The sequence below is a fragment of the Embleya sp. NPDC020630 genome (genome assembly GCF_044334985.1).
Lineage (GTDB): Bacteria > Actinomycetota > Actinomycetes > Streptomycetales > Streptomycetaceae > Embleya.
The window spans coordinates 132384-151389 of the sequence record NZ_JBIRUB010000001.1; the positions used below are offsets into that span (position 1 = coordinate 132384).

The window sequence follows — 19006 nt, forward strand, 5'->3', positions numbered from 1 at the left end:
CCGCCCTCAGTCGCGGAAGGCCAGCATCGGGATCAGCGCGTTGTCCACCAGGGACTCGATCTCGGCGCCGGTCATCGGCACGCCCGAGACGGTGAAGCGCTGGCACAGGAACGTGGGTCCGGCCAGCACACATTCCTGGGCCAGGGCACCCTGGCGGGCCTCGCCGCGGGCGATGGCGTCGGCGATCACGTCGGTCAGCAGCGCCGTCCACGGGCCGACCACCCGCTGCTCCCACATCTCGGCGAACTCGTGGTGTCGGCTCAGTTCGCCGCACAACATCCGCGTGCCCAGGCCCAGCGGGCCGAGCATGCCGCGCGCGATGGCCTCCAGGTAGACGATCAGGTCGCCGCGCAATGTGCCCGGGAAGGACAGGGATTCCGGGTCGGGCAGCGTGGCGGAGAGCGCGTCGGCGACCATGCCCACCTTGTCCGGCCAGCGCCGGTACAGCGCCGACTTGCCGGTGCCGGCCCTGGTCGCGACGCCCTCGAAGGTGACCCCGGCGTAGCCGCGTTCACCCAGCTCGGCGACCACGGCCTCGGTGATCGCCCGCTCCAGCGTGACGCCGCGCTTGCGGGGGCGCTGTCGGTAGTCGGTGACCAGCAGGGCTGTCTCGACGTGACCGGCGCGTACTCCTGTGCTCACTGTCACCTCCGCCTGCCATGCTACAGAAAACGTTTGCGTTCTCTAAGGCATAACCTCTAGATTCACGTAGAGAACGCTCACGTCCACTAGCAATGCGAGGCAATCCATGACGACGGCACCTCCCGAGGTGGCCGGTTCGACCGGATCCCCGTCCGCCGAGGCGCCGCACGCGCGTCGCGGACTGGCCCTGGCCCTGCTCGCAGGGGCCCAGTTGATGATCGTGCTCGACGCGACCATCGTGAACATCGCCCTTCCCGACATGGGCAAGGCGCTCGACATCAGCGAAACATCGCTCTCCTGGGTGATGAACGCCTACATGCTGACCTTCGGCGGCCTGCTGCTGCTCGGTGGTCGACTCGGTGACCTCTTCGGCCGACGCCGGCTCCTGGCGCTCGGCCTGATCGTGTTCACGGTCGCGAGCCTGCTCGGTGGGTTCGCCGGAAACGAGGCCATGCTGCTCGCCTCGCGCGCCCTCCAGGGCGTGGGCGGCGCGATGGTGGCCCCCGCGGTCCTGTCGTTGGTGACCACCACCTTCGAGGAAGGGCCGGAACGCAACAAGGCGTTCGGCGTCTACGCCGCGGTGTCGGGCATGGGTTCGGCGGTCGGCCTGCTCATGGGCGGCCTGCTCGTGGAGTACCTGTCCTGGCGCTGGGTCATGTTCGTCAACGTGCCGATCGGAATAGCCCTGGTGGCCGCGCTCCCGCTGGCCATCCCGGACGACGCGAAGACCGGCGAGAAGGCCATCTGGCGCGGCCGGTTGGACATCCCCGGCGCGCTCACCTCCACGCTCGGTGTGACCGCGCTGGTCTACGGCGTGATCCGGGCCGCGGACAAGAGTTGGGGCGACGGGCTGACCATCGGCTCGCTGACCCTGTCCGCGGTGCTGATCGCCGCCTTCATCGTGATCGAACTCAAGGTCGAGCGACCGCTCATGCCGATGCGGCTGTTCCGCAACCGCAACCGCTCCGCCAGCTACGTGGTGATGGCGCTCGCCGCCGGCGGCATGATGGGTTCGTTCTTCTTCATCACCCTCTACATGCAGCTCGTCGCGGGCTACTCGCCGATCAAGTCCGGTCTCGCCTATCTCCCGCTGTGCGCGGGCGTGATGGTCTCGGCCCAGTTCACCAGCGTGATGTTGCCGAAGATCGGCCCGCAGGTGCTGCTGACCGTGGGTCCGGTCCTGGCCGCGGTCGGCCTGTTCTACTACGCGATGCTCGACGTCGACTCGAGCTACGTCACCGGCCTGCTGCCCGCGATGATCATCTTCGGTCTGGGCATGGGCCTGATCTTCGTCGCGATCATGGCCACCGCGGTGGCCGGCATCGCCCCGGAGGACGCGGGCATCGGCTCCGCGATGCTCAACGTCACCCAGCAGGTGGGCGGCGCCGTGGCGATCGCGGTGCTGACCACGATCTACTCCAGCGCCAAGGACGACAAGCTGCGGGACGAGGTGGCCAAGCTCGGCGGCAAGGCCCCCGACCTGCACGCGATCAAGGTCGCCCTGACCGAGGGCTACACGGCGGGCTTCATGACCGCCGGCATCCTGCTCGCCGTCGCCGCAGTGATCGCGGTCGCGGTGCTGCGGGTGGACAAGTCGGAGCTGCCCGCCGAGACCACCGGCGGTCTGCACTAGGACGGCGTCGGCCGTCGCCGCCGGGCGGTCCTCCGCTCGCCCGTCGACACCTCGTCACCCGGACCGGTTCCCGCGAACCGGTCCGGGTGTTCGCGGTCCGGAGGTGCGACACGTCCGAAAAACACCGATCAGTGGAGTAAATGCCGCTTCGGCGGCCACTCTTCGTGATCGACGCCTGGGGGATTCCCCCGTGTTTCGGTCCAAGCGGGACGCGGCGTGGGCGGCAGAGCGAGCAGGCGGGTACCCTGCGACAGGCAGCGGGTGCTCCGCCCCGGGGCACCTCTATCGCGACGACGGGACGACCGGCGCCGTGGCACTCCTCCCGCCTGTTCCTGTCGAAACAGCCGCTCGGCGGGGATGATGGGCGGTGGAGCGACTTCGGGGGGATTGTGACGGAACACGGATGGCCGGGTGAGCCACCGGCCAAGGGGGATCCGGAACGGATCGGCCCCTACGCGGTGCTCGGCCGACTCGGTGCCGGCGGCATGGGCCGTATCTATCTGGGGCGTTCGCCCTTCGGGCGACTGGTCGCGATCAAGACCATCCGCTCGGAGCTGGGCGGCGACCCGGGTTTTCGCGCGCGCTTCGCCCAGGAGGTGGCCGCGGCCCGCCGGGTCAGCGGCGTGTTCACCGCCGCCGTGGTCAACGCCGATCCCGACGCCGCGGTGCCGTGGCTGGCCACCGCGTACGTGCCCGCGCCCTCGCTGGAGTCGCTGGTCCGCGCCTGCGGTCCGCTGCCACCGCGCGCCGTGCGCTGGATGGCCGCCGGCATCGCCGAGGCGCTGGAGTCCGTACACGCCGCCGGCCTGGTACACCGCGACCTGAAGCCGTCCAACGTGCTGGTCGCCAGCGACGGCCCCAAGGTGATCGACTTCGGCATCTCGCGCGCCGCCGACTTCGGCTCGCTCACCATGACCGGCGTCGCCGTCGGCACCCCGGCGTACATGTCGCCCGAACAGGCGCAGGGCGTGCGCGACATCACCCCCGCCAGCGACATGTTCTCGCTCGGCGCCACGCTGGTGTACGCGGCCACCGGGCACTCGCCCTACCCCGACCGCAAGCCCGCCGAGGCGCTGTTGCGCCTGGTCACCGGCTCGCCGGACCTGGAGGGGCTGCCGACCGAGCTGACCGGCCTGGTCAACCTGTGCATGCAGCGCGCCGCCGAACACCGGCCGAGCCCGACCCAGCTGCTCAACCAGCTCGCCCCGCTCCTGGACGACAGCGACGCGGACAGCCAACTGCCCGACAACGCGTCGGCGATGGTGCAACGGTTCGAGAGCCAGTACCGGCCGACGATGGGCCCGCGCACGCCGCCGGTCCGCGAACTCGTCGAGCCCGACGGCGAGCAGCGGCCCGAACTGCCGGAGAACGTGCGCCCGGACCCGAACAACATGGGCAAACTGCCCAACCAGGTCCGCCAGGAGCCGCGTCCGGCGCCGCGCCCGGAGACCCACCGGCCGCCACCGCCGCAGCGCCCGCCGACGAACCCGACCCGCAAGCCGCCGCCCCGGCCGCCGGCCCCGCCGACGAACTCGCCGACGGGCGGTCCGCCGGGCGGCTCGCGACCGGTCTCGGGACGACCGGTGTCCACGTCCTCCCCCTCGCCGGCATTGCCGACCGAGCGGGTGGCCCGACCGCCCGCCCCGATACCCAACTCTCCGGTCACGTGGCCGGAGAGCGGTCCCGACGTGCCCCGCCAGCACCCCACGCCGCCGCGCACCCCCACCGGCGGCATGGAGGCCGCGCCGGTGTGGCGGTTCGCCGCGACCGGCGAGATCCTGACCCCGCCGGTGCGCGCGGGCTCCGGGCGGACCGCCCGCGTACACGTGCACAGCAACGACAACGGGCTGCACACCCTGCATCTGGCCACGCGGGAGTGGCGGTTCGACTCCTCGGGCTGGTCGCACCCGCCCGCCGTGGACGGCGAGCTGATGTACCTCAGCAGCCAGGACAACCACGTCTACGCCCTGGAGCTGACCTCGCGGCAGTGGCGCTGGAGCTTCCCCACCGGCGGCGAGGTCGTGGCCGCCCCCGTGGTCGCCGACGGCACCGTCTACTTCGGGTCCAGCGACAACGCGCTCTACGCCGTGGACGCGGCCACCGGGCGCTGTCGCTGGCGGTTCCCCACCGGGGGCTGGGCCACCTCGCCGACCGTCGTGGACGGCACGGTCTACTTCGGCTCCAGCGACCGCTGCGTCTACGCGCTGGACGCGGCCACCGGCTGGTGCCGCTGGCGCTTCCCCACCGGCGGCTGGGTGTCCTCGCCGACGGTGGCCAACGGGATCGTGCACGTCGGCAGCACCGACCAGTACCTGTACCTGCTCAACGCCGGCGACGGCGCGATGCGCGGCTGGTTCGGCGCGGGCGGCCCGGTCGCCCAACCGGCCACCTCGGGCAACCTGTCCTTCTTCGGCAGCGGCGACGGCGGCCTGTACGCGGTCGACGTCAACACCACGCGCTGCGTGTGGCGTTACGGCGCCGAGGGCTGGGTGACCTCGCCCGTGGTCGCCGAGGACATGGTGTACGCGGGCAGCAGCAACGGCTCGGTGCTCGCGGTCGGCATGGGCGGCGAGCCCCGCTGGCGGTTCACCACCGGCGGTCGGGTGACCTCCCCGATCGTGGCCGACGGCCTGCTCTTCGTGGGCAGCGCCGACCGCCACCTGTACGTCCTGGACGCGGTCACCGGCAAGGGCCCGTCGGCCGGGACCAACGGCTGAGCGCGGGGCGGGCGAACGCGCCCGCCCGACCCCCCTGACACCCCCGACCCCCCTGACACCCCCGACACCCCTGACACCCCCGACACCCCCGACACCCCCGACACGCAACGATCCCGGAGCCGTCGCTCGCGAACCGCGGTTCGCGACCTTCGACTCCGGGATCGTCGTCGGGTGTTCGATTCGGGTCAGCGGGCACCGATGGGGGTGTAGTCGCGCAGCGCGACGCCCGTGTACACCTGGCGCGGACGGCCGATCTTGGCCTTCGGGTCCGCGATCATCTCCTGCCAGTGCGCGATCCAGCCCGGCAGCCGGCCGATCGCGAACAGCACCGTGAACATCTCGGTGGGGAAGCCCATCGCCCGGTAGATCAGCCCGGTGTAGAAGTCCACGTTCGGGTAGAGCTTGCGCTCGACGAAGTAGTCGTCGGCCAGCGCGCGCTCCTCCAACTGCATCGCGAGGTCCAGCAGTTCGTCCTTCTTGCCCATCCGGGACAGGACGTCGTCGGCGGCCTTCTTGATGATCGTGGCGCGCGGGTCGCGGCTCTTGTACACCCGGTGGCCGAAGCCCATCAGGCGGACGCCGTCCTCCTTGTTCTTCACCTTGTTCACGAAGGCGTCGATGTCGCCGCCGTCGTTCTTGATCTGCTCCAGCATCTCGAGGACCTGCTGGTTGGCGCCGCCGTGCAGCGGGCCCCACAGCGCGTTGATCCCGGCCGAGATGGACGCGAACATGTTCGCCTGGCTGGAGCCGACGAGGCGCACCGTCGAGGTCGAGCAGTTCTGCTCGTGGTCGCCGTGCAGGATGAGCAGCTTGTCCAGCGCGTCCACCACGACCGGGTCCGCCTTGTAGGACTCGGCCGGGACGGCGAAGGTCATCCGCAGGAAGTTCTCGACGTAGCCGAGCGAGTTGTCCGGGTACAGCATCGGCTGGCCGACCGACTTCTTGAACGCGTAGGCCGCGATCGTCGGCAGCTTGGCCAGCAGCCTTATCGCCGAGAGCCGGACCTGCTCCTCGTCGAACGGGTTGTGGCTGTCCTGGTAGAACGTCGACAGCGCGGACACCACGGACGACAACATCGCCATCGGGTGCGCGTCGCGCGGGAAGCCGTCGTAGAACCGCTTGACGTCCTCGTGCAGCAGCGTGTGCTGGGTTATCTCGTCGCGGAAGTTGTCCAGCGCGCTCACCGACGGCAACTCGCCGTAGATCAGCAGATACGCCGTCTCCAGGAAGGTCCCCTGCTCCGCGATCTGCTCGATCGGGTAGCCGCGGTAGCGGAGGATGCCCTCCTCGCCGTCGATGAAGGTGATCGCCGATTTACACGCGGCGGTGTTGACGAACCCTCCGTCGTAGGTCACCAGCCCCGTCTTTGCGCGCAGCGTCGAGATGTCCATGGCGGTGTCGCCGATGGTGCCCTCGATCAGCGGGAAGGTGTGCTCGTTTCCTTGGTGGCGCAGTACTACCGAGTCCTCGCTCATGGGGGTCCCCTACTTCTCGGCTCAGGCTCCGGCAGCCACCCGGATCGTGTCCGTGCGGTTCCGGTCTTTGTGACATGTGTGCATCAGTACGAATAGCAGGCGCACGAGGCGGCCTCGCAGCCACCTCCCACCTGGGCGACAAACCGTGAGCCGCGTCACCTGACCCAGGGTGCCGGGTCGCCACGCCCTTGGTCACCGCCGGCTCGGGTCGCGACGGTGCCCTGTGTTTCGGCTTCCCGCTTCGAGGGTCACCCATGCGGCGTCATGATGAGGGGCACACGATCGGGCAGCCGGGGGGACGTTGCGTGACCGACGACGGACGACGGGGGCCGGCGCCCCTCGACGCCTACGATCCGCGCCGGATCGGGCCCTACCGGGTGTTGTCCCGGCTCGGCCGCGGCGGCATGGCCCGGGTCTTCCTGGGGCTGTCCCCGGCGGGTCGGCTGGTGGCGATCAAGACGATCCTGGCCGAGTTGGACCACGACGAGGACTTCCGGCGGCGGTTCGCCCGCGAGGTGCAGGCGGCGCGGCTGGTGAGCGGGGTGTTCACGGCCGCGGTGGTGGCCGCCGACCCGGCGGCCGCGCGGCCCTGGCTGGCCACCGCCTATGTGCCGGCGCCGTCGCTGCGCGAGGTGGTCGACGAGTGCGGTCCGCTGCCGCCGGACGCGGTGCGCTGGCTGGCCGCCGGGGTGGCCGAGGCGCTGGGCGCGATCCACGGGGCGGGCCTGGTGCACCGTGACCTGGCCCCGGGCAACATCCTCGTCACCCTGGACGGGCCGAAGGTGATCGACTTCGGGCTCGCCCTCGCCCAGGACCAGGACACCGTCAACCTGGTCGGCACGATCGCCTACATGGCCCCCGAGCAGGTCGAGGGCGAATCCGGCACGGTCCGCTCCGACGTGTACGCGATGGGCGCCACGCTGCTGTTCGCGGGCACCGGGCACGCGCCGTACCAGGGCAGCGCGATGCGGGTGATGAGCGCCGTGCGCAACCGCGACCCGGACCTGAGCGGGCTGCCGCCGGAGCTGCTGCCGCTGGTCGAGTCGTGCCTGCGCCGCCGGGCCGATCGGCGGCCGACACCGGAGCGGGTGGTGGCCGACTTCGCCGAGCTGCTGACCGGCCGCCGGCGCCCGTACGAGGCCGCCGCGTGGTTGCCCCGGCCGGTGCTGGACCTGCTGCACGAGCACGAGCGGCGGATCCGGCCCGCCGTGGACGCGCCCCGGCCGTGCGCCCCGCGCCCCGCGCCGGAGCCCGAGGCGGTGCGCGCGCCCACGCCCGAGCGGCCGCGCCCGGGTGGGGCCCACCGCACCGGACCGGACCGGCCGACGCCCGCCGAGCCGACCCGGCCGATGCCCGCACCCGGCCCCACCCGGCCCTACACGCGCGAGCCGTACCGCTCGGCGCGGGCCCCGATGTTGGACCGGATCCTGTACGACCTGCCCGGATCGGGACCGGCCGGCGTGCTCGCCTCGTCCCTGGCCGACGCCGACCTGCGCCGGTGGCACCCCGTGCTGGCGCCGATGATCGACCCCGAACCCGGCGGAGGGCGCACGGCGGGCCGGCCGGCGGTCCGGTTCGGCCTGCTGAGGGGCCGGCCCACGCTGATCCGGCGCACCCCCGGCCGGGCACTGGTGCTGATGGCCCCGGCCCGCTCCGACCCCGCCGCGGTCTCGCTCGCCGGCCCCCGGCACGCGCTCGCCCTCGCCGCCTCGGGGGACCCGGCCGCGTTGGAGCAGCCCACCGGTCGGCCCTCGCCGCGGATCGACCCGAAGGTGCTCGACGCCGAACTGGCCCGCTGCGCGCCCCGCCTGCGGACCCGCGCCGGCAAACACGCCGACGTGCTGACGGACGTGGTCGCGGCGCTGCTGGCCCGGCCCGACGAGACCTTCGCGCTGTCCGAGGCGGACGGCGTGCCGGACCCGGAGGCGGTGTTGTGGGGCCTGTGCGAACTGGTCGGCCCACTGCTGCCGTACACGCTGTCCTTCTCCACGCTGGCCGCGCCGGAGCCGGCCGACGAGCCGCGCGTGGTGGTGCACGCGCGGTGGCCGGAACGGGAGGCGCGCTCGGCCGGGCGGCGGCGGCACCGCATCGTCCCGGGCGAGGAGCTGTACTCGATGGGCGACGTGCACCGCACCGCCGCCGAGGCCCTGGTGCGCTGCTACACCGGCCCCGACTGGACCGCCGCGGCGACCGGGCTGACCCCGTCGGGCCCGCTCCGCGCCGCCGCGCCCGCCGACCGCTCCCGGGGCGTGCTGCGGGCCCTGGAGGGGCGCTGAGAGCCCGCCGTCGCGGCTACCCCGGCGGTCGCAGCAGGCCCGCGGTCAGGCCCTCCAGCAGGCCCCGGCCCAGGTCCTCGCCGAGCGCGGCGGCGCCGCGCAGGTCGGTGACGAACGTGCGCAGCGCGCGGAAGGTCTCCCCGTACGCGCGCTGGCGGTCCGGCGGCAGCAGCGGGATCTCGATCCGCCGCACGTCGACGCGCACGATGCTGGAGCCGTAGCCGGCCCGCCGCGCGTGCGCCGGGTCGGTCAGGAATCCGGCCAGGAACCACGGATCCAGCGCGGCCGGGTCGGGGCGCAGCAGGTGCAGGTTGGGCCCCAGGACCGCGTCCTGCTCGGCCGCCCCGGCGACCCGGACCGCGCTCGCCCAGCCGTGCTCGTCGCCGCCGAGCAGGGTCGGCACGATCACGTCGCCGGCGTGGATCCGGGGGTGCTGCGCCTCGTCCGCCTCGGCCGCGGACAGGCGCGCGCTCGGCGGTACGGCGGCGGCCAGGTCGGTGGTGGTGAGCATCGGCACGGTCGGGCCGGGGGGCGTCTCGTGGCCGACCCGCCCGCCCCGCGACGCGCTGCGGTACAGGGTGACCGCGCCGGTACGGGCCAGGTCGGCGAGCGCGACCGGGCGCCAGGTCCCGGCGCCCTCCTCGGCGGCCGGTACGGCGGGCACCAGGTGCGGCAGCCGGGCCAGCAGGGCGAGCAGCCGGGCGCGGGTGTCCTGTACCCGCTCGGCCACGTTCGCGTCGGTCTGCGCCGGCAGGTTGTGCGCCGGGGTCAGGTCGACGTTGTCGTCGAGGAGTTCGATCAGCGGTACCGCGCGATGTCGGCCCGGGATCTCGGCCAGGCCGGCCGGGTCGGCGCGGAAGTCGTGCCAGGCGCGCAGCGCGGTGTGCGCCGCGACGGCGTCCGCCAGGTCGTCGAGCTCGGCGAACAGCACGTGTGTGGGCATGCGCTCGCCCGAGGGCCGCCGCTCCAGGATCCACAGGTGCAGCGCCACCCCGAACGGCGGCGCGGCGCCGGCGGGCAGGCCGAACACCGCGCGCAGCGCGCCCCTGCGCAGCAGTTCGGCCCGGATCCGGCGCCCCGAGCCGCGGGCCGCCACCGCCGGCGGCATCAACAGCACCACCCGCCCGCCCGCCTCGGTGTGCCCGAGCGCGTGTTGCACCCAGGCCAGCTCGGATTCGGTGCGCGGCGGCAGCCCGTACTCCCAGCGCTGGTCGTAGGCCAGTTCGTCGTGCCCCCAGTTGCGGTCGTTGAACGGGGGGTTGCCCACGACGGCGTCGAAGCGGCTGCCGGGCCACGCGTCGGCGCGCAGTCCGTCGCCCTCGGCGATGGCGACGTCGATGTCCGGTGCGGCGTTCGGATGCAGCGCCAGGCGGACCCGGATCAACCGGGCCAGGGCCGGTGCCTCGGTCTGCCCGCGCAGTGTGCGTGCCGAGCGGACGAAGCCGAGCAGCAGGTCACCGTGGGTGGTCGCGAGGTCGAGTACGGTGACCGGCTTCTCCCGTCCGGCGCCCGCGAGTTCGGCGATCAGCGCGACGGTGGCCGCGGGGGTGGCGCCGCCGGGGCCGGCGGGCGACTCGGCGAAGCGGGCGTACAGGTCGGCGAACACGGCGGGCGCGCCCCGGGTCGCGGCCAGGTCGCCGGCGGCGCGCAGTCGATCGGCGTGCGGGCCGACCGGCGCGGGCGCGCCCGCGAGCAGGTATTCGCCGATGTCCGCGAGCCGGTCGGCCACCTCGCCGTCGGCCGCGATCAGGCGCCACAGCCGCTCCTCGGGCGCGACCTCGGCGATCTTGCCCTGGGCGCGCAACCAGCCCTCCACGTCGGCGAGCGCGAAGGTGGGGCTCGCGTCGCTGCCGCCCACGGGTCGCGGGAAGTCGTCGAAGCGCCGACGCCAGTTGCTCACGGCGGCGCGTCCGACACCCGCGATGCGGGCGATCTCGGCAGCGGTGACCTGGGGGCTGGTGGGCACCGTCTCCTCCTCATGACCTGGGGTGTGAACCGCAAAAAGTCGATCATAGAGAAGCAACGCTACGGCGCCGAGAATGCCTGTTGACACTATTCACAGCTGCTGTTTCTATTGACCCCGGCAGCATGGTGCAACCCCGGAGACACCCGCACCGCCCGCCTGTTTTCGCAGTGCCTCCGAGCAGTGACTCCATGCAGTGCTTCCGAAGGTTCTCCGGCAGTCCGCTTCGACCGCGACCCCGGGGGGCCGGCGCCGGGGGCTGATCACCACCGTGGCGGTCGCCGCGACGATCGCCCCGACCGGCTCGCTCGCCGCGTGCGGCCCGACGGGGGATGAAACTTTCATCCGGGGGGATGGGGGAGGGGTCACGAGGGCGATCCGCCGAAGGGCGGGTCGCCCTCGTGCGTTGTCGCGAGCTCGCCGCATCCATGCGCAGATCACATCGCGGATCGCTTGAATGACTCGGTCAAGGATCCTAGGGTCCCCGCCATGGCCACCTCCAGCTCCGCCGGGCCCGCAGCAGCCGCGCCCGATCCCGTACTCGCCGCCCTGACCGCCCCCGACGGCCCCTTCGCGCTCGTCGAGGAGGACGTGCTCGGCGTCCCGCTGCGCGTCCTGGCCGAACGGCCCCGCTCGATCACCACCTTCGTCGAGCGGGCGCGCGGCTTCGGCGATCGCGAGTATCTGGTCCACGAGGACCGCAGGATCACCTTCACTCGACACGTGCGTGACGTCGCCTCGACCGCGCACGCGTTGCGCGAGCGGTTCGGGGTCGGGCCGGGGGACCGGGTGGCGATCCTGGCGGCGAATCGGCCCGAGTGGTTGACCGCCTTCCAGGCCGCCGCGGCGCTCGGCGCGATCGCGGTGGGCATGAACGGGTGGTGGGCCGCCGACGAGATCCGCTACGCCGTCGCGGACTGCGCGCCCACCGTGCTGATCGCCGACCGGCGCCGGTTGGAGCGGCTGGGCGGCGCGGTCGCCGCCGCGGGCGAACTGGGCCTGCCCGTGGTGGAGATGGAGCGCGACTTCGCCGCGCTGACCGAGTACGCCCCCGACGCCGACCTGCCGCCGGGCGCCGCCGACGAGGACGACCCCGCCCTGATCCTGTACACCTCCGGTACCACCGGCCGACCCAAGGGCGCCGTGCTCACCCATCGCAACGTGGTGGCCATGCAGAACCTCCAGGCGCTGCTCGCCGCCCGGGCGAGCGCGCACCTGCCCGCCGCCGCACGGGTCCAGGCGCCGCCCGGGAGATGGCTGGTCAACAGTCCCTTCTTCCACGTCTCGGGCCTGCTGGCGGGCGCCGTGGCGGCGTTGGCCGGCGGGCAGACGATGGTGCTCTACGCCGGGCGCTTCGAGGTGCCGCGGCTCCTGGAGCTGATCGAGCGCGAGCGGTGCACCACGTGGTCGCTGGTGCCCACGCTCGGCTGGCGGGTGGTCAACCATCCCGACACCGCGCGGCACGACCTGTCCTCGATCGTGCGCCTGGGCGGCGGCAGCGCGGCGTTCTCGCCCGAACTGGTGCGCCGGCTCCAGGAGGTGTTCCCGGGCGCCAAGGGCGCGCTCGGCGTCGGGTACGGGCTGACCGAGTCCGGTGGGGTGGCCACCACGGCGGGCGCCGCGCAACTGGAGGACGAGCCGGGGGCGATCGGGACGGCGGTGCCCACCGTGGAGGTGACGATCCGTCACGAGGACGGCGGCGAACAGCCCGACGGCGTCGAGGGCGAGTTGTGGATCCGCAGCCCGCTGGTGATGCGCGGCTACTGGCGCAACGAGGAGGCCACAGCGAAGGCACTCACGCCGGACCGGTGGTTGCGCACCGGCGACCTCGGCTTCGCCCGCGCCGGTCGCTTCCACCTCGCCACCCGGCGCAGCGACCTGATCCTGCGCGGCGGCGAGAACGTCTACCCGGCCGAGATCGAGCACTGCCTGGACGCGCACCCGGACGTCGCCGAGTCGGTGGTGGTCGGCGTACCGCATCCGGAGTGGGGCGAGGAGGTCAAGGCGATCGTGGTCCCGGCCCAGGGCAGCCCGATCACCGCCGCCGAGCTGGGCGCCTATGTGGCCGAGCGGCTGGCCCACTTCAAGGTGCCGGCGCACTGGGAGTTGCGCGCCGAGCCGCTGCCCCGGACGCCGACCGGCAAGGTGATCCGCGCGGTGGCCACGGGCGGCCGTCCCGCCGACCTCGTCGAGGAGTGAACGACGCGAGCGGGGCCGGCGGCCGTGGTCGGCGCCGGCCCCGCTCGGACGTGTCTTCGATCCCCCGTCGGGCTGCCGCGCAACGCGGCGCCCGGTCAGTCGTTCTTGTGCAGATCCTCGTTCAGCGCGCCCCACGACTTGGTCCGGGCGATCGCCTCGATCGTGCCGGTGACCGAGTTGCGGCGGAAGAGCAGGCCGTCGCGACCGGAGAGTTCCGCGACCTTGACCACCGTGCCGTCCGGGGTGGTCACCCGGGTGCCGGCGGTGATGTAGCAGCCCGCCTCCACCACGCAGTCGTCGCCGAGCGAGATGCCGATGCCGGCGTTGGCGCCGAGCAGGCAGCGCTCGCCGACCGAGATGGTCTCCTTGCCGCCGCCGGACAGCGTGCCCATGATCGACGAGCCGCCGCCGATGTCGCTGTGGTCGCCGACCACGACGCCGGCGCTGATCCGGCCCTCGACCATGGACGCGCCGAGGGTGCCCGCGTTGAAGTTGCAGAAGCCCTCGTGCATCACGGTGGTGCCGGGCGCCAGGTGCGCGCCCAGGCGGACCCGGGTGGTGTCGGCGATCCGGACGCCGGGGGGCACCACGAACTCGGTCATCCGGGGGAACTTGTCCACCCCGGCCACCTCGAACGGCACCCGCGCGGCGCGGGCGCGCAGCCGGGCGGCGGCGAGGCCGTCCACCGGCACCGCGCCCAGGTTGGTCCAGGCGATGTTCGGGAGCAGGCCGAACAGGCCCTCCAGGCTCTGCCCGTGCGGGCGGACCAGGCAGTGGCTGAGCAGGTGCAGGCGCAGGTACGCGTCGTGGGTGTCCACCGGCGCGGCGGCCAGCGAGGCGATCACCGTGCGCACGGCGACGACCTCGACCCCGCGCACAGCGTCGGCGCCGAGGCCCGCGATCGCGTCGGGGCCGAGCGCGGCCAGGGCCTCGTCGGCCGACAGCCGCACCGTCTCGGCCTTGCCGTCGACATCGCCCGAGGTCAGCTCGGGTGCGGGGTACCAGGTGTCCAGGACGGTGCCATCGGCGGCGATCGTGGCGAGGCCGGCGGCGACGGCACCAACGGGGGAGGAAGCAGCAGTGTCGATCACCCCGCTACCGTACCGAAGGCCCGGGCCGACACCGAGCGCCGGTCGACCGCGCCCCGACGCGTTGTACGCCTTCCGTCAGATCTCCGACCCGCGCGTGATCCCGTCCCGGAACGGCCACGTCTCGGTACGGTCGTCGTCCGCGTCCGGACGGGAGTTGCCGCCGTGTGGGATGCCGTACGGGCTGTAACCGCCCGGGTATTCCTCGGTCCAGTCGGCGAAATCGGCGCGTTCGTGGTCGACCGGCGGCAGCGCCGTGCTGCCGGCCAGGGCGTTGACCATCTCGGTCGCCCGGGCCTGAAGCGGGATCGCACCGCAGGCCATCGCGGTTCGGCGGGCCCGCTCCAATTCTCCGATCGCGTCCTGTTTGTGGCCGTCCTTGCGCAGCCGGTCACCGTATGCGAGCAGCGCCTTGGCGTATTCGTAGTTGGCGCCGACGCCCTCCAGGGCGACCGCCGCGTCCCACAACATCTGGAGCGCGTTCGGATTGTCGTCCAGTTCCGCGGCCACCCGCTTGGCCTGGCCGGCGGCCACCGGGGCATAACACGCGTCGGCCCGGGCGACCGCCTGCTTCGCCGCCTTCCTGGCCGCCTCCTGGTCCTGCAATGGGCCCTCGAGGCTCAGCGCCTGCGCGAGCAGCAGACCCCACGGGCACCACGCGGGGTTGTCCATGCCGCGAGCGCGGAGCTTTTCGCCGAGGTCGGTCAGGGGCCGGATCACCTCGGTGTGCCTGCCCTGCGCGATCCGCAGTTCGGCGAGCACGATCGCGGGCACCGGCAATACTCGGGCCGCCTGATCGGCCTTCACCGCGTCGTCGAAGCCGATGCGCTTGGAGGTGTGTTCGGCCAGTTCGAGATTGCCTTGGGCGATCAGGGTCTGGATCAGTACTCCCGCCGCGTACCACTTCGAGGGAGTGTCCTCCCCGAGTTGCATGGCCATCTCCAGCCCGATCTCGGCCTGTTCCCGAGCGTCGTTGAGCCGACCCATCCGATAGAACAGCATCGCCTGGAAGGCGTGGCCGTAGGACAGATGCGAGCGCTGGCGACCGTTGTCGCGCAGTTCGGCCATGCCCGTGTCCAAGAGCGCGCGGGCTTCCTTGAACAGGTCGCAGTGGATGAACGTCAGAATGAGCACCATCGGGATCTCGAAACCCCAACCGTCCTCGATCCAACTGAACCCCTTGCGCTCCCCGTTCGGCCCTTCGGGACCGAGCGCCGCACGGGCGAACTTGGTGGTGGTCTGCAACCGGCGCCCGCTGAGCACGCCGTACCAGGCGACCAGCGCGAACAGCGAGCAGTTCGTGCGTGTGGTGGCCTGCTCGGTGCTCAGGCGCACGGTCAGCCGCTGGAGGTCGTGCGCCCGCGAGGCGAAGCTGGTGTCGTCCTCCCAGAACGCGGCCCACATGAACAGATCGGCGTACAGCCGGTGGCGGGTTCGGCCGACCGGGGTCTTCTTGATCTCCTCGTCCAGGAGTTCGATGCTTTTGCGGAGTTGCCCATTGAACGCGAGCGAACGCCCCAGTTCGCAGACGATGTTGGTGCGCAGTTCGGTGCCCGGCGCGCACGCGGCGAGGGCCCGCCGCAGCGGTTCCAGGCTGGCCGGGGGGTTGTTCACGAAGTGGGCGCGGCCGATGTTGTAGTGGATCTTGGCGTGCATTTCCTTCGGCGCGAGCTGGACGAGCGCGTGTTCGAGATAGCGCACACCCGCCTCGGGCACACCCGACGCGAGACATTCGCGCGCGGCGCTCACCGCGGTTTCGGCGGCCCACTCGTTGATGGTGCCGAACACCTTCAGGAGGTGGGTGGCGGCGCTCTGCGCGGAAAACCCGTCCTCGCGCAACATGCGGGCCGCTCGAAGGTGCATCGCGCAGCGGTCGCTGAGGGCGAAGCAGTGGCTGTAGACCGCGCGTTGCACCAGCGAGTGGGTGAACCCCCAAGCCGATCGCTCGTCGTCGACGGCGGTCAGGATCTCCTGTCCGTACAGGTCCGCCGCCGCCTTCATGACGGTCTGCGGGCTCAGTCCGGTCAGCGTCGCGATGCGCTCGATGTTCATGTGCGGCGTCAGGATCGCGGCTGCCATCGCCACCCTGCGCGCCGCGGGCGCGAGTCGGTTGAAGCGCTCCTCGAACTGGTCCTTGTGGTAGGCGTAAACGGCGTGGTCCGCCATCTCGGTGCCGTACCGCGCGATGCCGGCGGCCGTTGGCGGGATCCCGTTCTCCTCGACGTAGCGCAGGAGTTCGCGCAGGGTCTGCGGCAGACCGTTGACGTAGCGGTGGCAGCGGCGGACGAACTCGTCGTCGACGTGCCGGTCGGCGAATCGCCGGCGGATCACCGAGCCGACGCCGTCGACGGTGAGTGGAGCGAGTTGTCCGAACTCGGTGGCCGCGACCTTGTCCAGCGCCCGCAGCGACGGGCGCAACGGCTCCTCGATCTCGTCGGGTCGATACGAGATCACCAACAGGATCGGCAACCCGTCGATCTCCAGCGCGAAGCGGGCGAGCCAGTCGAGCGAGGAGGAGTCGGCCCAGTGCGCGTCGTTCACCACCAGGAGCAGCGGTCCGCCATGCGCCGGCAGGTGGCTGCGCATGACCGCGTCGAGGCCGGCGCGCACGTTGTCCGGGTCCGGCGGCGCCTCGGGCTGGCGCGGTTGTGTGCCCAGGATGGGGGCGAGGACGCCGTACCATTCGCCGAGTCGCTGCCGTCGGCCGGCGTCGTCGAGCCGATGGATTTTGACGAACAGCCGCTTCACCAGGCCGTAGACGCGGACCTTCTCCAGGTCGTAGCCGGTCACGGCGAGCGTTTCGAAGCCCTCCGTCCGCGCCGTGGCCTCGGTCCAGTCCAGCACGGCCGACTTGCCCATGCCGGCCACACCCTTGACGACCGCGACGCGGCCCGTGCCGGTTCGGCGCACCGCGGCCATGTTTTCGCGGAGTTCGCGCTGCAAAGGCTCGCGCTCGAACAGCGGCATGGGCTCCGCGACGGAAGCGGGATCGGGTGTGTGCTCGCGCCCCGTGCCTTCCGGGCGCGCTGCCGTGCGTCCTGCCGTCATCGCGCAACCTCTCTGCCGTGCGTCCCCACCCCGAGCCCGCGCGGATCGATTACGCGCCGTGGCGGATCACTTGCGCTACCCATCCTGCGCCAATCACGCAAGCCATGTCTTTGACTTGGCCGAGAAGTCCTGTCGACGTCCTCTCTTCGAGTGGCTCGATTTCGGAACGGGAACGGATGTGCGGTCGATTCGGCAACCGGGCGCTTGGTGCGCGAGCATGCAGCCGGGGCTCGTGTTCGACCGCCGGCGGGCCCGCAGAACTCGACGAGGCATGTTCGACCAGAAAGGCCGTGACACCCGTGTTGGGACCGCAGATCGGTGTACCCGTCACTCCTGCCGCGTCGGTGCGGATCCCGCCCGAATCGGGCGAGTTGCGCTATCAGCGGTGCGGGGCGTGCGATACGGCGAACTTCGCCCCCACCGAGATGTGCCGGGGCTGCTCGTCGCGCGCGCTCCAGTGGGCCACCAGCGCCGGGCGCGGGAGCGTGTACAGCTGGACCGTGGTGCGCCGGCCCGAGGCGCGCTCGTTCGGCGGCGCGTACGCGGTGGCGATCGTGGATCTGGACGAGGGCTATCGCATGCTCACCAATCTGGTCGAGGTCGAACCGGCGGAGATCCATTCGGGGATGCGGGTGCGGGTGGACCTGCGACCGACGGGAGAGGAACGCGTGTTGCCGTTCTTCACGCCCGACCGGGGCTGAGGATTCCCGCCGCGCGGTCCGGGCGGAAGTCGCCGGCCGGGATGTCCGGCCGACCGCTCGCGCCGTCGCACAGCAGATCGGCCGTCAGCATGCCGACCGCCGGCACCACGCCGAGTCCGTGCTCGTCGCAGCCGGCCGCGACGAACAGCCCGTCGGGGCCGGTCGGTCCGATCAGCGGCAGGTGATCGGGCCCGGCGTCGCACCGGATGTCGAACACGGCCTCCGGGACGGGGTCGGGCAGGTCCGGCAGCCGCGCCGCCAGGAGGGCGAGGGCGTGCGCGGCCGCGTCGGCGTCGGCCGCGCCCGGGTCGGGGATCCCGACGAGCAGTCGGTCCGGACCGTCCGGGCGCAGCCAGCGGCCGGACGGGTCGACCAGGACCGGTCGTTCGCCGAGCGCCCGGCCGACCCGGACCCGGACCGCCACCTCGCGGGCGGCCCGCAGCGCCAGGCTCACCCCGAGCGGTGCGAGCAGGGCCGGCGCGTCGACCCCGGCGGCCACCACGACCGTGCCGCACACCACCTCGCGGCCGTCGCCCAGGCGCACCCCGGTGATCCGGTCCCGGCGCGCCGACAGGCCCACCGCCGGCGTGCGGGGCAGGAACGCGGCGCCGGCGCGGCGGGCCGCGCGGGCGAAGGCGCGGGCGGTGCGTCGGGTGTCGGCGTAGCCGGCGCCGGGGTCGTGGGTGAAGTCGGTGGACACGTCGACGATCAGTTCGGGCCAGTGTGTACCGGCCTCCTCGGGTGAGATCCGCCGCACGCCGATGCCGAGGGCGCGGGGCATCCCGCCACCCGCGTCGGGCGCGTCCGAATCGGCGGCGGCCACCGCGACCAGTCGACCGCAGCGACGGAATCCCACGTCCTCGCCGAGTTCCTCCGCGGCGTTCTCGAACAGCCGGATGCCCGCCGCGGCCATCGCCGCGAGCGCGGGCGCGGTCGCGGGGCGGTACACGGCGCCGCCGCCCGGTCCGGGGCCGCCGAAGGCCCCGAAGGCCCCGAAGACGCCGAGCGCCGCCGCGTCGTCGCTCCCGGCCGGGCACACCAGCACGTCGCGCATCCCGCGCTGGGTGAACGCGTAGCCGATCGCCATGGCCACGGGGCCGGACCCGACGATCACCACGTCGGCCACCGGCGAGTCCGGCGTCATCGGATCGCCCCCGGGCGCGGCGGTCGGCCGGGGCGCGGGGGCGCCGTCGTACGGTCCTGTGTCGTCATCTCGCGCCGTCACCTGGGTCGGGGGCCCGGTCCCGGGAGTGGAACCGATCTC

11 protein-coding genes are annotated in these 19006 nt (G+C 72.7%); 5 read left to right on the forward strand and 6 right to left on the reverse strand.

Features of this window, described 5'->3' with window-relative positions:
• Positions 1–6 precede the first annotated feature (6 nt).
• Positions 7–642, reverse strand: a complete 636-nt coding sequence (locus tag ACH4XV_RS00540) for a TetR/AcrR family transcriptional regulator (RefSeq protein WP_395785705.1) — start codon at positions 640–642, stop codon at positions 7–9.
• A 106-nt stretch (positions 643–748) separates the two neighbouring features.
• Here ACH4XV_RS00540 and ACH4XV_RS00545 point away from each other — a divergent pair, with 106 nt between their 5' ends.
• Both ACH4XV_RS00545 and ACH4XV_RS00550 read left to right on the forward strand, forming a co-directional pair.
• Entirely contained in the window at positions 749–2275 is a 1527-nt protein-coding gene (locus ACH4XV_RS00545; RefSeq protein WP_395785707.1) for an MFS transporter, read from the forward strand.
• 389 nt (positions 2276–2664) lie between these two features.
• Entirely contained in the window at positions 2665–4992 is a 2328-nt protein-coding gene (locus ACH4XV_RS00550) for a PQQ-binding-like beta-propeller repeat protein (RefSeq protein ID WP_078977853.1), read from the forward strand.
• A 185-nt stretch (positions 4993–5177) separates the two neighbouring features.
• On the opposite strand, the gene ACH4XV_RS00555 is transcribed toward ACH4XV_RS00550, so the two are convergent.
• A complete protein-coding gene (locus ACH4XV_RS00555) occupies positions 5178–6467 on the reverse strand; it encodes a citrate synthase (protein WP_380008331.1) in 1290 nt (429 codons plus the stop codon).
• A 305-nt stretch (positions 6468–6772) separates the two neighbouring features.
• Here ACH4XV_RS00555 and ACH4XV_RS00560 point away from each other — a divergent pair, with 305 nt between their 5' ends.
• Positions 6773–8743 (forward strand): protein kinase, encoded by a 1971-nt coding sequence (locus tag ACH4XV_RS00560; RefSeq protein ID WP_395785710.1) that lies wholly within the window; start codon positions 6773–6775, stop codon positions 8741–8743.
• 16 nt (positions 8744–8759) lie between these two features.
• Here the strand turns inward: ACH4XV_RS00560 and ACH4XV_RS00565 are convergent, their stop codons facing one another.
• Entirely contained in the window at positions 8760–10709 is a 1950-nt protein-coding gene (locus ACH4XV_RS00565; RefSeq protein WP_395785711.1) for an N-6 DNA methylase, read from the reverse strand.
• 486 nt (positions 10710–11195) lie between these two features.
• Between ACH4XV_RS00565 and ACH4XV_RS00570 the strand changes: the two genes are divergently transcribed.
• Entirely contained in the window at positions 11196–12905 is a 1710-nt protein-coding gene (locus ACH4XV_RS00570; protein WP_395785713.1) for a class I adenylate-forming enzyme family protein, read from the forward strand.
• Positions 12906–13000: 95 nt separating this feature from the next.
• Here ACH4XV_RS00570 and dapD read toward each other — a convergent pair whose 3' ends face one another.
• Together dapD and ACH4XV_RS00580 are read right to left on the reverse strand one after the other, a co-directional pair.
• Positions 13001–13996, reverse strand: coding sequence for a 2,3,4,5-tetrahydropyridine-2,6-dicarboxylate N-succinyltransferase (gene dapD / locus ACH4XV_RS00575; RefSeq protein WP_395785714.1), 996 nt, complete (start codon positions 13994–13996; stop codon positions 13001–13003).
• Between the two features lie 75 nt (positions 13997–14071).
• Positions 14072–16960, reverse strand: a complete 2889-nt coding sequence (locus ACH4XV_RS00580) for an ATP-binding protein (protein ID WP_395785716.1) — start codon at positions 16958–16960, stop codon at positions 14072–14074.
• 371 nt (positions 16961–17331) lie between these two features.
• Between ACH4XV_RS00580 and ACH4XV_RS00585 the strand changes: the two genes are divergently transcribed.
• Positions 17332–17742 carry a Zn-ribbon domain-containing OB-fold protein gene (locus ACH4XV_RS00585; RefSeq protein ID WP_395785718.1) on the forward strand — a complete coding sequence of 137 codons (411 nt, stop codon included), beginning with the start codon at positions 17332–17334 and terminating at the stop codon, positions 17740–17742.
• Here ACH4XV_RS00585 and ACH4XV_RS00590 read toward each other — a convergent pair.
• Positions 17723–18886 (reverse strand): NAD(P)/FAD-dependent oxidoreductase, encoded by a 1164-nt coding sequence (locus ACH4XV_RS00590; protein WP_395785720.1) that lies wholly within the window; start codon positions 18884–18886, stop codon positions 17723–17725. The genes ACH4XV_RS00585 and ACH4XV_RS00590 overlap by 20 nt on opposite strands.
• Between the last annotated feature and the right edge of the window lie 120 nt (positions 18887–19006).

What these genes read in the sequence shown, in the direction of transcription:
- ACH4XV_RS00545 (WP_395785707.1), top strand. Translation starts at nt 749, where the DNA reads ATGACGACGGCACCTCCCGAGGTGGCCGGTTCGACCGGATCCCCGTCC.
- ACH4XV_RS00555 (WP_380008331.1), bottom strand. Translation starts at nt 6,467, where the DNA reads ATGAGCGAGGACTCGGTAGTACTGCGCCACCAAGGAAACGAGCACACC.
- ACH4XV_RS00570 (WP_395785713.1), top strand. Translation starts at nt 11,196, where the DNA reads ATGGCCACCTCCAGCTCCGCCGGGCCCGCAGCAGCCGCGCCCGATCCC.
- ACH4XV_RS00580 (WP_395785716.1), bottom strand. Translation starts at nt 16,960, where the DNA reads ATGCCGCTGTTCGAGCGCGAGCCTTTGCAGCGCGAACTCCGCGAAAAC.
- ACH4XV_RS00590 (WP_395785720.1), bottom strand. Translation starts at nt 18,886, where the DNA reads ATGACGCCGGACTCGCCGGTGGCCGACGTGGTGATCGTCGGGTCCGGC.